At 70.6% G+C, this 13,960-nt stretch carries 8 protein-coding genes; 5 read left to right on the forward strand and 3 right to left on the reverse strand.

What is annotated here, in order from left to right; genetic code table 11:
• The first annotated feature begins 83 nt into the window (after positions 1 to 83).
• From QSK05_RS32770 to QSK05_RS32780, 3 genes are all read left to right on the forward strand, one after another.
• On the forward strand, positions 84 to 1,076 hold the full coding sequence (locus QSK05_RS32770; protein WP_231486559.1) for a ribose-phosphate diphosphokinase: 993 nt from the start codon (positions 84 to 86) through the stop codon (positions 1,074 to 1,076).
• 156 nt (positions 1,077 to 1,232) lie between these two features.
• Positions 1,233 to 3,584, forward strand: coding sequence for a hypothetical protein (locus QSK05_RS32775; RefSeq protein WP_285601283.1), 2,352 nt, complete (start codon positions 1,233 to 1,235; stop codon positions 3,582 to 3,584).
• 278 nt (positions 3,585 to 3,862) lie between these two features.
• Entirely contained in the window at positions 3,863 to 6,145 is a 2,283-nt protein-coding gene (locus QSK05_RS32780; protein ID WP_285601284.1) for a hypothetical protein, read from the forward strand.
• A 48-nt stretch (positions 6,146 to 6,193) separates the two neighbouring features.
• Here QSK05_RS32780 and QSK05_RS32785 read toward each other — a convergent pair whose 3' ends face one another.
• On the reverse strand, positions 6,194 to 6,760 hold the full coding sequence (locus QSK05_RS32785) for a Rieske (2Fe-2S) protein (protein ID WP_285601285.1): 567 nt from the start codon (positions 6,758 to 6,760) through the stop codon (positions 6,194 to 6,196).
• Positions 6,761 to 6,856: 96 nt separating this feature from the next.
• On the opposite strand from QSK05_RS32785, the gene hrpA reads away from it, so the two are divergent.
• Positions 6,857 to 10,876: an ATP-dependent RNA helicase HrpA gene (hrpA, locus tag QSK05_RS32790; protein WP_285601286.1), complete on the forward strand. Its 4,020-nt coding sequence runs from the start codon at positions 6,857 to 6,859 to the stop codon at positions 10,874 to 10,876.
• Between the two features lie 66 nt (positions 10,877 to 10,942).
• Here the strand turns inward: hrpA and QSK05_RS32795 are convergent, their stop codons facing one another.
• Entirely contained in the window at positions 10,943 to 11,434 is a 492-nt protein-coding gene (locus QSK05_RS32795) for a MarR family winged helix-turn-helix transcriptional regulator (protein WP_285601287.1), read from the reverse strand.
• A 170-nt stretch (positions 11,435 to 11,604) separates the two neighbouring features.
• Here QSK05_RS32795 and QSK05_RS32800 point away from each other — a divergent pair, with 170 nt between their 5' ends.
• Entirely contained in the window at positions 11,605 to 12,672 is a 1,068-nt protein-coding gene (locus tag QSK05_RS32800) for a 5'-3' exonuclease (RefSeq protein ID WP_285601288.1), read from the forward strand.
• An 11-nt stretch (positions 12,673 to 12,683) separates the two neighbouring features.
• Here the strand turns inward: QSK05_RS32800 and QSK05_RS32805 are convergent, their stop codons facing one another.
• Positions 12,684 to 13,925, reverse strand: a complete 1,242-nt coding sequence (locus QSK05_RS32805; protein WP_285601289.1) for an MFS transporter — start codon at positions 13,923 to 13,925, stop codon at positions 12,684 to 12,686.
• Positions 13,926 to 13,960: the final 35 nt, after the last annotated feature.

The following is a 13,960-nucleotide window of genomic DNA, read 5'->3' on the forward strand; positions in this document are numbered from 1 at the left end:
GAAGGGTGCTTCAATCCCCCAAAAGCTTGTCGCATGAAAAGTCTGGGAACATGGCGGCAACACCCCCGTGAGAGGTACCGCTGGTGAACACTGTTTCGATCCAAAGCCGGAAGACGCTCCAGGTCTTCTCCGGCCGGGCATACCCAGAGCTGGCTGAGGAGATCGTCAAGTATCTCGACGTGAGCCTGACGCCTCAATCCGCCTACGAGTTCGCCAACGGCGAGATCTTCGTGCGGTTCGAGGAGTCGGTGCGTGGGGCGGACGCCTTCGTGGTCCAGTCCTGCGGCGCAGGCATCAACACCTGGGTGATGGAGACCCTGATCATGATCGACGCGCTCAAGCGCGCGTCAGCCGATCGGATCACCGTGGTGCTGCCGTTCTACCCGTATGCGCGCCAGGACAAGAAGCACCGGGGCCGGGAGCCGATCTCCGCCCGGCTGATCTCCGACCTGCTGCGGACGGCCGGCGCCGATCGACTGATGACGGTCGACCTGCACACCGACCAGACGCAGGGCTTCTTCGACGGCCCGGTCGACCACCTCTTCGCCCTGCACCTGCTCACCGACCATGTCGCGAGCAAGTACAAGGGTGAGGAGATCACCGTGGTCGCGCCCGACTCCGGCCGCGTTCGCGTGGCCGAGCGCTGGGCCGACCGGCTGGGTGGCACGCCGCTGGCCTTCATCCACAAGACCCGTGACCCACGCATGCCGAACACCGTGGTCACGAACCGGGTCGTCGGTGACGTCGAGGGCCGCACCTGTGTGCTGGTCGACGACATGATCGACACCGGGGGCACGATCACCAAGGCCGCCACCAAGCTCTTCGAGCAGGGTGCGAAAGACGTGATCATCGCCGCCACCCACGGCATCCTGTCCGACCCCGCGACCGAGCGGCTGCGTGACTGCGGTGCCACGGAGATCGTGCTCACCAACACGCTGCCGATCGACTCCGACCGGCTGCTGCCGAACTTCACCGTGCTCTCGATCGCCCCGCTGATCGCCCAGGCGATCCACGAGGTCTTCGAGGACGGTTCGGTCACCTCGCTCTTCAACCTGGACGAGGTGTCGGGCGAGTAGCACGCCCCGCTCTGTCTGTCGCCGCCTCCGGGGTCGCCCCCCGAGGCGGCGACATGCTTTGTCAGGCCCTGAACGGCAGGCTCGGACCGTCGCTGACGCTCACGTGTCCCGGGGGAACCTGCTGTGTTCGAACGTCCTGACCGTCCGGTGACCGGAATGACCGGAACGACCGGCGTGACCGGCGCACTGGTCCTTCTCCTGGGAACGGCGATCGGCCCGGCCCACGCCGACTCCACCCTCCCGCTGCACACCCAGGTGAGGGACGTGCGGCTCCTGGGGGCCTCGTCCACCGGTGTGGCAGTACTTCAAGACGGTGCCTCCACCGCGGACCCGGACGTCGTCCACACCGGTCTCTGGGGGCTGGACCTGACCGCCCGCCCGCAGATGCCCACCACCGAGGGTTTCCGGCAGCAGTACCTCACCGGTGACGTGTCCGGTGACGTCCTGGCCTGGGGCATGGCCTTCCACGGCTCGAACTCCTCCAGCTCCACCCTGTACCGCACCGACCTGGCGACCGGGAGCACCACACTCGACGGCCGGACCTCCGGTGTGAGCTTCCGGCTGGCCGGGAACAGCTGGCTGACGCGGCCCGACCCGTTCGCCACCCTGCCGTTCGGGTCTGAGGGCCTCCAGCTGCTGCCGTTGGCCACCGCCCCGGGCGACGCGGTAGCGGGCTGGCCGGGAGAGAGCGAATTCTTCACCCCGCCGGCCACAGCCGCCCTGGCCGGCTGGGACTCGGACGCCACTTCGGCCGCCGTCGTCACGCGCGCCTACGGGAAGGACGACAACCCCTTCAGTCCCACGGGCAACCTCCAGGTCCAGGTCCAGCCGCTGGCAGGAGGCCTGCCTCAGCCTCTGGCGACGACCGACGGCGCCGACGTCACCGATCTGGCTCTCGGCACCGGCACGATCGCCTGGAGCACCCAGGACTCCTCGGGTGTGCGCCGGGTCTCGACCGCCGCCCGCACCGGCGGCACCCCGGTCAGCCACGTCGAGGCCGACCCGAAGGCCGACCTGGACCACCTCGCCGTGCGGGATGACGGCACCGTCGGCTATCTCGTGCCCACCGGCACCGGAACCGTCCTGCGGACCGTCAGCGGTTCAGCGGTGCGGGACGTCTCCCTGCCCACCGGCAGCGCCGGCCTGGACGCGGTGGGTGGCGACTTCGTCACCGCCACCGGCCGCGGTGACTCCCCCGGTGTCTACCGGATCGGCGCCGACGGCACCCCGGTTCTGGCAGCACGCGTCCAGGCTCCCGAGAACCCGGTCGGCAGCTGGGATCTCGACGCCGGAAAGCTCTACTACGCCGATCGCGCGAAGGGATCGGGGCGAACTCTGGCCCTGTGGGCGCGATCGATCGGGACCGGGGCGGAGCTGGGTGACGAGATCTCGATGGCATCCCCCGCCGGGGGCGTGCCGCAGGAGCGGAACGCCCTGCCGATCGCCTTCTCCGGCGCCCGGGGCATCGTCGGCAGCCCGAAGTACAACCTGCAGTGGGACCTGCTCGACCGCGACCGGCACACCGTCTCGATCGAGGAGACACCGGTGAAGACCCGCAGGGGCACCGTGGTCGTCGCCGCCGAACCGCAGGTGTCCGGCGCATACGCCTTACTGGGTGGCCAGATTCACCGTACGGACGGCGAACTGCTGGGATCGCTGCCCGCTGCGGCCCGGGTGGCCGGCCGGCAGAGCCTCTTCGGCCCGAAGGTGCTGTACGGCACCACCGCCGGACGACGCGGCCAGGTCTGGCTCCTGGATGCCGAGAAGCGCAAGGCCGTGATGCTTTTCGAGCAGACCTGCGACCACGCCCCACCGGTCGCCCTGTGGGGCCGCACCGCAACCTGGCTGAACTGCGGCGCCACCCGCCTCGCCGTGCGCGACCTGGTGACCGGCGCCATCCGAAGTGTGGCGACCGGCATCGTCCCCACCACGGAGCCCGCCGACATCGAACTCAGCATCGGCGAGGGCTCGCTCGCCTGGGTGGCCGCCGGAGACGCAGCAGTGCTCGATCTGTCCGCCGGGGACAGCACTCCGGTGCACCTGCCCGGCACCACCCGTTCCCTGGCCCTCGACCGGGGCCTGGTCGCCCGTTCGCTGGAGCGCGAGAACCCATACGAACCTATGGATCTCATGGTCTCAGACCTTCCCTTCGAGGTGACGTCGCACCCCCGGCTGACCGGTTCGGTACGTCTGCTGGGCTTCAGCCCCGACGGCGACGGCGTCCGCGACACCTGGGCCCCGGCCTTCGACACCACCGAACCCCTGGCCTGGGCGACCCTGACCATCACGTCGGAGAGGACCGGCCGTACCGTCCAGAAGATCACCACGAAAGACACGGCGGACGGAGCCGTTCGGGACCTCATCTGGGACGGTTTCACCAGCTCGGGCCTCGGCGCCGCCCGCGGGTACTACCGCTGGACCCTGACCGCCGCCTCCCCGTCCGGCGCCGCCCTCACCACCGCCACCGACGGAGCCACGATCTCCGGCCGCATCGAACTGAGCAGCTGAAAAACCTTGCCGTGATCACGAACAGGTGAGGGAGGACGCAGGGCCACCACGTCCCGAGGTCTTGCTGGGGCGCATCGCGGGAGGACCGGCTCGAAAGGGTGGTTGTGCGGCGGGTCCCTTCCAAGAAAGGACACGGTCGGCGAACGGCACGCACGGTGGACCGGTTTCCGGCTCCGGTCACGGACCCGTATCGAGATGGGGCCCGTGGGATGCGTGCATCCACACCGATCCGGGAGCACCATGCCCACGTGTCCGGATCCACGGTGGGAGAACCTCAGATGAGCCGCGAGACGCCGGTCGCCCCGTCCCTGGTCGTGCGTCCGCGCTCGGCACCCGATCTGGAAGTCCGGATCTCACCCGACACCGATCTCTCCCTGTCGCCGGTTCCACCGACCCCACCGCCCGCCGGCCTCCACCGGCAGGATGTCCCCCAGGAGAACCCGCACCGCCCGATCCGGTACGCCCGGCCGGCCCTTGGCCTCGTGGCCCTGTCCCTGATCGTCGCCGGCGCCGTCGACACCCCGGGCAACACCGGCGAACCGGTCCGCACCCGGGCCCAGGCCCTGGCCGCGCGCACGGTGGCGCCGACGGCGACGCTGCGGATCGCCGGGCACCCGGCGTCGACCGCGGTGCGGCTGATCGGCGCCTCGCAGGACGGCATCGCGATCTGGCAGGGCGCCCCCACGGGCATCGACAGCGAGGGGACGCCGGCCCCCGCCACCGTCTACACCGGGGCCCTGACCGGGCGGGACGGCACCCTGCGCCTGACCGCGCGGCCCGGTGCCGGGGAACCCACCCGGGACGGCTCGCTGGTGCGGCTCAGCGTGGCCGGCCCCACGCTGGCCTGGTACGAACTCGGTGGCGGGGACGGCGGCCGCCCCGCCTACCCGCAGGAGCACCGCCTCGACCTGGCCGGGGGCCGGGACCTCACGAATGACCGGGCGGGCTCCCTGGCCGTCCGGCAGAAACTGCGGGGCGGCGACGCGACGGCGCCGTACGCCCAGATCGACCCGGACGGCCGGCTCGCCACGCAGAAGCCGGGTCGCTGGCTGGAGTTCGGCGGGATGCAGGCCCGGATCGTGGCCCGGGAGGGCCGCTGGGTGCTCGAATCCCGCCGAGGAGAGCGGGGGAACGTGGCCCGGGCACTCCTGCCGCACGGCATCAACGTCAACTCCGGGCTCGACGCCGTGGGCGACCGCTTCTACACCGCCTCCAGCGGGCTGACCCCGGCCGTCTACGTGATCCAGGGCCGTTCGGTGACCCAGGTCGCGAAGATCCCGGCGGCACGCTTCCCGATCACGTCCTGGGCCCTGGCCGCCGGCACGCTGCACTTCACCGACCAGTCGGCCGGGAAGCAGGCCACACACGTCTTCAGCACCGTGCTGACCGGCGCACCGGACGCGATCACCCGGAGCCCTTCGACCCGGCTGCGGCAGACCACCGGGCCGGTCCCCCTGGCCTTCTCGGCCGGGCGGGGTGCTCTCGCCGCCCCGGGCGCCCCCGGGGAATGGCTGCTGCTCGACCAGGGCTCCACGACCGCCCGGGTGGCCCAGCGCCTGATCACGCGCAAGGGCGCCCAGCAACGCATCACCGACGATTCCCCCGCCGTCTCCGGCCCGTACACGCTGGTCGCGGGCCAGGTGTTCCGGCCCGACGGTGAGCTGGTCTGGCGCGAGCCGGCCGCGGCCGCCCTCGCCGGGCAGGACGACCTGTACGGCGCGGACGTCGTCTATGCGGTGCCCGAGGGCGGGCGGGACGCGAAGGGCCACGACCTGGCCGGTGTCTGGTCGGTCAACGTCGAGCGCCCGCTGCCGGTGCGTCTGGAGAGCAGCAGCTGCGCGAAGGCTCCGCCGGTCTCGATCTGGGCCGGAACGGCGGCCTGGGCGAACTGCGACGGCAGCCACATCACGGTGCAGGACCTGCGCACCGGCGGGATGCGCGACATCGACACCGGGCTGGGCCTGATCATCGGCTCCGGTCCGGCGCCGATCACCGGCCTCACCCTGCGCGAGGGGGTCCTGGCCTGGCGCGACGGCGACGCCCTCAGCCTGGTCGACCTCTCCGACCCGCGGTCGTCACCGATCGTGCTGCCGGGCCCCACCGGCGGCTTCACGCTGGACGGGAACCTGGTGGCCCGGCAGACCGCGCAGGGGCTCGTGATCGACCGGCTGCCGTTCACGGTGAACCTCCGGCCACGCCTGATCGCCGCCGCCGCACCGCTGGGATTCACCCCGGACGGCGACGGGAGGTTCGACCGCTGGCAGCCGCAGTTCGACGTCACCCGGCCGGTGCGCGACGCGCGGCTGCGCATCGTGGCTCCGTCGGGACGGGTGGTGCGCACGTTCCGGATCTCCGGCGGCGCCGACGGCAGCCTGCGCGGCATCAACTGGGACGGGCGCTCCGACGCGGGCCGGCCACTGGCCGAGGGCCCCTACGCGTGGGAACTCACCGCCCGGGCCGTGGACAGGGCCGGCACCCTGACCTCGGCCGGCTCCCTCACCCGGGCCCGGGGCACGATCGAGATCAGCTCCACGGCCCGGAGCAGGCCGAAGGCCCGATAAAGTCGGTTGACTCATCGGGCCCCCGGCCTAAAACTGAGCGGGAATGGGTCAGGACGTGACGATGTTGCCGTCCTCGACCGAAACCGTGATGGGGGTCAGCGACTTGTTCGCCGGCCCGGAGACGAAAGCGCCCGTGGTCTTCTCGAATACCGAATTGTGCAGCGGGCACACCAGCTGGTCACCCTTGACCGCAACGGTGGCACCCTGGTGCGGGCAGACCGCGGAGAACGCTGCGGGCTTGTCGGCCTCGGGCATCGCCACGATGATCGGTGCGCCGTCGAGCGTGAAGCCGGCGGCGTCACCCACGGCGATGTCCGACACCGGGGCGATCACCTCCGCGCTGCCCGCGCCGGCCGACGTGGTCGCATCGGCCGCGGCCGACGTCTCCCCGGCCGCCGAGGTCTCGCTCGAGGTGCTGCCCGTGCTCGATGAGGCAGTATCGTCGTCGCTCCCGCCGCCACAGGCCGCCAGGCCTGCGGCTCCCAGCAGGGTGAACGAGCAGACCGCCATGGCCCGCCGGCGGCTCAGCCCGTTGGTCGTGTCAGTCGCAGCGGTGGCTTCCTCGGTGGCGGAAGCCGTCTGCGTCTCTCCGGTGCTGCGGAGGGTTGCAGTCATGGTTGGTCCTCCCATGAGGTCGTTGAAGGTGCAAATAGTAGTGACAGGGACTGTGCGAAACGCAAGTTCTTCTGCCGTGTCGAGGATTTCGCGAAGATGAGCACACAAACCTGGGACCGAGCTGTACGCGAGCTGCGGGTTGACCTGAACGACGTGTCCCTGAGTGACGCACGCCGTCTCGGCCGCCAGCTCGATTCGGTGCTGCATTCACGCCGGCGCAGCGACGACGAGAAGACGGCCGAACTGGCCCGGATCGAGCGGGAGATCGGCACGGCGCGGGCAAGAGTTGAGACCCGCCGCGCAGCCGTGCCCGTGATCACCTATCCGGAGCAACTACCGGTCAGCCAGCGTCGTGACGACCTGATGAAGGCGATCGCCGAGAACCAGGTCGTGATCGTTGCCGGCGAAACCGGTTCGGGCAAGACCACCCAGCTGCCGAAGATCTGCCTGGAACTGGGCCGCGGCGTGCGCGGGCTGATCGGGCACACCCAGCCCCGGCGCCTGGCGGCCCGATCGGTGGCCGAGCGCATCGCCGAGGAGGTCGGCTCCGAACTCGGCGAAACCATCGGTTACACCGTGCGTTTCACCGACCAGGCGAGCGAATCGACCCTGGTGCGACTGATGACCGACGGCATTCTGCTGGCCGAGATCCAGCGCGACCGGCTGCTGTCCCGTTACGACACGATCATCATCGACGAGGCGCACGAGCGCAGCCTGAACATCGACTTCCTGCTCGGTTACCTCAAGCAACTGCTCCCCCGCCGCCCCGACCTGAAAATCATCATCACCTCGGCCACGATCGACCCGCAGGCGTTCTCCCGGCACTTCGCCGACGCGCCGATCGTCGAGGTCTCGGGCCGTACCTACCCGGTCGAGGTGCGCTACCGGCCTCTGGTGCTCGTCGAGGAGACCGACGAAGAGGGCATCGTCAGCGAGATCACCCGCGACCCGATCGAAGCCGTGATCGAGGCGGTCGACGAGCTCGAGGCCGAGGGGCCGGGCGACGTGCTGGTCTTCTTCAGCGGTGAGCGCGAGATCCGCGACGCCGCGGAGGCTCTGGGCCGGCATGTGGGCGCACACACCGAGGTGGTGCCGCTGTACGCCCGGCTGAGCGCGGCCGAACAGCACAGGGTCTTCTCCCCGCACAGCGGCCGGCGCATCGTACTGGCCACGAACGTCGCCGAGACCTCGCTCACCGTGCCGGGAATCCGCTACGTGATCGACCCGGGCACGGCGCGCATCAGCCGTTACAGCTTCCGCACCAAGGTGCAGCGGCTGCCGATCGAGCCGGTCTCGCAGGCGTCGGCCAATCAGCGCAAGGGCCGCTGCGGGCGGCTCTCCGACGGTATCTGTATCCGCCTCTACAGCGAGGACGACTTCGAGAACCGGCCTCCGTTCACCGATCCCGAGATCCTGCGCACCAACCTGGCGGCGGTCATCCTGCAGATGACGTCGCTGAACCTCGGCGAGGTGGAGAAGTTCCCGTTCCTCGACCCGCCCGACCCGCGCCAGATCAAAGATGGTGTGGCACTGCTGCACGAGCTCGGGGCGATCGACCCGGCCGAGACCGACGCGCGCAAGCGCCTCACCGGCATGGGCCGCACCCTGGCGCAGCTGCCGGTCGACCCGCGCCTGGCCCGCATGCTCGTCGAGGCCGACCGGAACGGTTGTCTGGGCGACGTTCTCGTCATTGTGGCGGCGCTGTCCATCCAGGACCCGCGCGAACGGCCGACCGACAAGCAGGCTCAGGCCGACCAGTTGCACGCCCGGTTCAAAGACCCGCGCTCCGACTTCCTGGCCTACATCAACCTCTGGAACTACGTCGTCGGAAAGCAGAAGGAATTCGGCTCCGGACGTTTCCGCCGGATGTGCCGCGACGAGTTCCTGCACGGCCAGCGCATCCGCGAGTGGCAGGACCTGCACGGCCAGCTGCGGCAGGTGCTGCGCAGCGCGGGGATCCGGGTGGCGGGTGGACGCGCGACGTCCAGTTTCGATCCCGATTCCCTCGACGCTGCGGACCTGGGAGAGATGGAGGACGCCCTCGAGCCCGTCGACGACGGGACGGCCGAGAAGGTGCATCTCTCCTTGCTCTCCGGTCTGCTCTCGCAGGTCGGCCTGAAGGAGGGCGAGACCCGGGAGTACCTGGGCGCCCGCAGCGCGAAGTTCACCATCCAGCCCGGTTCCGCCCTGGCCCGCAGCACGCCCCGCTGGGTGATGGTGGGTGAACTGGTGGAGACCACCCGGCTCTGGGGCCGCACCGCCGCGCGCATCGACCCGTTGTGGATCGAGCGGCTGGGCGGGCACCTGGTCAGGCGCCATTACAGCGAGCCGCGCTGGGAACGTAAGCGCGGTTCCGCCGTGGCCACGGAACGCGTGACGCTGTACGGCATTCCGGTGGTGACGGGGCGTACGGTCGGCTACGGCCGGATCGACCCGGAGGTCTCGCGCGAGCTGTTCATCCGGCACGCCCTGGTCGAGGGCGACTGGCGCACCCAGCACGAGTTCTTCCACGAGAACCGCAAGCTGCTGGACGATGTCGGGTCGCTGGAGGACAAGGTCCGGCGCCGCGACATCGTGGTGGACGACCAGGCCCTGTTCGACTTCTACGACCAGCGCGTGCCCGCCGACGTGGTGTCGGTGGCGCACTTCGACTCGTGGTGGAAGAAGGCCCGCCGCGACCGGCCCGACCAGCTGAGCTTCTGGACGTCCATGCTCTTCGCCCCCGAGGCCCCCCAGGTCGCGGCCGAGGACTACCCGGCCACCTGGCGGGCCGCCGGACTGGACCTGAAGGTGACCTATCAGTTCGAGCCGGGTACGGCCGCCGACGGCGTGACCGTGCACCTGCCCCTGGCCGCGCTGAACCAGGTGCGCGAGCAGGACTTCGAGTGGCAGATCCCGGGCCTGCGCACGGAACTGGTCACCGAGCTGATCCGCTCGCTGCCCAAGCCGATCCGTAAGGGCCTGAGCCCGGCCCCCGACCGGGCCAAGGGGGTGCTGGATCGGCTGGCCGACACCGAACCCGGCTCCGAGCCACTGTTCCCGGCGCTGGAGGACGAGCTGTACGAGCTGACCGGGGTGGACATCCCGGAGGGCTCGTGGGACCTGACCAAGGTGCCCGACCACCTGCTGGTGACATTCCGGGTGCACGACGAGAAGGGCGCCCGCCTCGCCGAGGGCAAGAGCCTGGCGAAGCTACGGGAGAAACTGCGACCGAAGCTGCGCCAGGAGATCTCCTCCGCCGTTGCCCAGGTCGAGGCGAAGAACCTGAAGACCTTCCCGGACGCGGCCGTTCCGCGCAGTGTGGAGCACCGGGTCGCGGGGCTCACCGTGCAGGGCTACCCGGCGCTGGTCGACCGGGGCGACCACGTCGACGTCGTGGTGCTGGAGACGGCGGAGGAACAGCGCCGGGCCATGAAGGCGGGCACCCGGCGGCTGCTCCTGCTGAACATGGCCTCGCCGGCCAAGAGCGTGCTCGCCCGCCTGAGCAACCGGCAGAAGCTGGCGCTGGCCCAGGCCCCGCACAAGACCCCGTCCGACCTGTTCGACGACTGCCTCGGGGCGGCCGTCGACCACCTCGTCGACCTGTCCGGCGGACCGGCCTGGGACAAGACGGCTTTCGAGTCGCTCCTGCTCCTGGTCCGGCAGGACGTCCACCCGACCGTGACCGACGCACTGGCCACGACGTCCACCATTCTGGGGTTGGCCCGGGAGATCGAGCTGGAGCTGAAGACCACGTCGAGCCCGGCGCTGCTGCCCGGCCTGACCGATCTGCGGTCCCAGCTGGCGGCGCTGGTGTTCCCCGGCTTCGTGACCGCGACCGGCGCCACCAAGTTGCCCGACCTCGTCCGTTATCTCCAGGCGATGCAGCGCCGGCTGGAGAAGCTCCCCGAGCGCTACCAGCGCGACCGGGGCCTGCAGGAACAGGTTCTGGCCCTGCGGGCCGAGTTCCAGGCGGCCGTGGCGAAGCTACCGGCGCCCCGGCGGCACAGCGACGACGTGATCGGGGTGCGCTGGATGCTCGAGGAACTACGCGTCAGCCTGTTCGGCTCCGGCCTGAAAACGGCCTACCCGGTGTCGGAGCAGCGGGTGCGCAAGGCGATCAGCGACCTGCAGTAAAAACCTGTTCGTGATCAGGCAAAGTGTCCCCCGGGGACACTTTGCCTGATCACGAAGGGTGGTTCGTCACTCGCCGCCGGGCGGGGGCGGCACCAGCGTGCCGTCCGGGTCGATCTTGGCCAGGATCGCCGAGGAGATCTCGTTGAGCTGCTGCACCTGCTCAGGGGTGAGCGCGTCGAACACGAACCGGCGCACCGCGTCGACGTGGCCCGGGGCGAACTCGGAGATGGCGTTCATACCCTCGTCGGTCATCTGGGCCACCTGACCGCGACCGTCCTCGGCGGCGCGGGCCCGCTGCACGTAGCCGCGGTTCTCCAGCCGGCTGATGGTGTGCGAGAGCCGGCTGGGCGAGCTGCTCGAGCGGGCGGCCAGTTCACTCATCCGCAGGGCCCGGTCGGGCGCTTCGGAGAGCATGGCCAGCGCGAAGTAGGCGAAGTGGGTGAGCTGCGCGTCGTGTTGCAGCTGGGCGTCGAGGGAGGCCGGCAGCAGGGTGAAGACTGCGGCGAACTTCCGCCAGGCCTTCTGTTCCTCTTCGCTCAGCCACTGCGGTTCACTCACCGGGACACCTTATCCAGGGTTTTTGCCACAGGGCCCGGTGAGACGCTCCGGCCGTTTCCCCCAGCAACAAGTGGCATGGCTCACAACGCTGTGCACACGGTCGAACACTCGTTCGAGATTTTGCCCGGTGATGCGTGCGCGGACCGGATCCAGGCGGCATCCTGGAACGCGTGCCCGTACCCCTGCTGCTGGCTGTCGACGGCAACAGCCTCCTGCACCGCGCTCACCACGCGATGTCGCAGGGAGATCTGCGCGATGCCGACGGCGCGCCGATCTGGGCGCTCAAGGGTCTCATCAGCTTCCTGGCCACGGCCTCGGCCCGGCTGCGCCCCGACGCGCTGGTGGTCGGCTTCGACTGCTCGGCCGGTGAGTCGGTGCGGCGCGGGGACTACGAGGGCTACAAGGCCCATCGCCCGGAGAAGTCCGAAGATCTCTGCCTCCAGCTCGACGCCGCTCCCGGTTTCCTGGCCGCGGCCGGTGTCACCGTGGTGGTACCGAAGGGTTACGAGGCCGACGACGTGATGGCCTCCTCGGCCCGGGCCGCCCGCAAGCACGGCTGGCAGGCCACCGTCGTGACCAGCGACCGCGACATGTTCGCCCTGGTCGACCAGAACACCTCGGTGCTGCGGGTGATGAACGGGGGCATCGACGGCTCCCCGCTGATCGACCCGCAGGGGCTGCAGGCGCAGTACGGCGTGCGGCCCGACCAGTACAAGGACTTCGCGGCCCTGCGGGGCGACGCCTCCGACAACCTGCCCGGCGCCTTCGGCGTCGGCCCCAAGCGCGCCGCGAAGCTGCTCGCCGAGTTCGACACGGTCGAGAGGGTCTACGAGATCCTCGACGAGGGGCGTGAGGACGAGGTGGCCGCCCTGATCGGGCCGGCCGCCACGGCGGCGCTGGCCGGTGAGGAGGCCCGGGCCAACGTCGCGCGCAACCAGCACCTGATGGAGCTCCGGCGCGACCTGCGCATTCCGAAGATCGCCACGATGGCCCTGCCGCTCGACCAGGAGCGTCTTCAGGGCACGCTGCGCGCCCGCGACATCCGGCTGGGCGGCTCGTTGTGGTCGCTCACCGGCGGCGAACCCCCGTCCTGGTACGGCGAGCGTGTCTACGGTCAGGGCCCGCGCCGGCCGGCCGCGCCTCCCGACCGGGTGATCACCCTGCCCCGTCCCCTGGGCAACCGGGCGTCCCGGAAGGCCGCGGCCCTGGCCGACGCCGGGCAGATGTCGCTGTTCTGATCCCTTCGCGATCATGCCGATTCGGCGATGGTCGGCCTGATCACGAGCGAGGAAGGGCGCGGCGTCGACGTCACCACCAGAAGAGTCAGCCCTCCGGCGGCCACGAACATCCCGGCCAGCACCGCCCAGCCCACCGTGCCGTGATCGATGGCGGTGGCGGTGATCACGAGCGGTGCCAGCATGGCTCCGAGGGCGTACCCGGTCTGACTGACGCCCTGGTACGCGCCGGGACGCCGTGGGTCGGCCAGCTCGAAGGCCAGGCCCCAGCTGCCGGCCTCGCCCCGCATCTCGGCGACGGCCTGCACCGTCGCGGCCAGCACCAGCAGGATCACCGCCCCGGCCGCGCCCACCCACCCCGCGCCGGCGTAGAGCCCGCAGGCGAGGGCCAGCAGGACCCCGGCCAGGGCCACGGCTCTCGCCGCGGTGACGACGTCGTCGGTTCCCCGGGCGACGCGGACCTGGAGCAGCGCGACGAGCACCGTGTTCAGCAGCAACAGACCGGAGACCGTGACCGTGGGCGCCTCGGTGTGGAAGGCCACCCACAGCGGGAGCCCCACGTTGCTCAGGCCGAACTGCATCGCCATCAGGCTGTTGAGGCCGGTGACGAGAAGGTAGCGGCGGTCCTGCAGCGGCGATCCCTCTCCCGCCCGCCGCGGAAGCGTCACCGCCTCGGGTGTGCTCAGCGCCCGGATCGGCAGGCAGGCCAGGCCGGACAGGACCGCGACCGCCACCAGTGCCGTCGTGTAGGCGTACGTCGAGTCGACGATCAGGGCCGCTCCCCCGAGAACCGCTCCCAGACCGATGAAGATGTTGGTCACCACGCGCAGACGGGCCCGCACGGCCACCCGGTCCGGCCCGGGAAAGGCCACGGCCAAGAGGGTCTGGCGCGCGGTTCCCTGCACGGCCCGCAGACCCACCGCGGCGCAGGCGATCACGGTGAAGGACAGGGTCTCCCGGGCGCCGGTGTACAGCAGCAGGGCGAGTGCCTGCCCGGCGGTGGCGATCAGCAGGACGCGCCGGGCACCGAACCGGTCACACGCCCGTCCGGCCCCGAAAGACCCGGCGACGCCGACTGCTCCGGCGATGGTCAGCCCCAGCCCGACCGTGGTGGCGGGCAGCCCGGCGACCCGGGTGAAGAACAGCGCACTGACGGTGTAGAAGACGCCGTTCGCGGTGGCGGACGCCATGGTCGCCGCGGTGAGGGCCCGGGTGGTGAGGTGGTCGGGACGCAGGAATCGGATCAGCCGGTGCATGCCGCAGTTCTCTCAGGGCATCCGGGCCATAGGGA

The organism is Kineosporia sp. NBRC 101731, assembly GCF_030269305.1.
Classification (GTDB): Bacteria; Actinomycetota; Actinomycetes; order Actinomycetales; family Kineosporiaceae; genus Kineosporia.

What these genes read in the sequence shown, in the direction of transcription:
- QSK05_RS32785 (WP_285601285.1), bottom strand. Translation starts at nt 6,760, where the DNA reads ATGACTGCAACCCTCCGCAGCACCGGAGAGACGCAGACGGCTTCCGCC.
- hrpA (WP_285601286.1), top strand. Translation starts at nt 6,857, where the DNA reads ATGAGCACACAAACCTGGGACCGAGCTGTACGCGAGCTGCGGGTTGAC.
- QSK05_RS32775 (WP_285601283.1), top strand. Translation starts at nt 1,233, where the DNA reads ATGACCGGAACGACCGGCGTGACCGGCGCACTGGTCCTTCTCCTGGGA.
- QSK05_RS32805 (WP_285601289.1), bottom strand. Translation starts at nt 13,925, where the DNA reads ATGCACCGGCTGATCCGATTCCTGCGTCCCGACCACCTCACCACCCGG.
- QSK05_RS32780 (WP_285601284.1), top strand. Translation starts at nt 3,863, where the DNA reads ATGAGCCGCGAGACGCCGGTCGCCCCGTCCCTGGTCGTGCGTCCGCGC.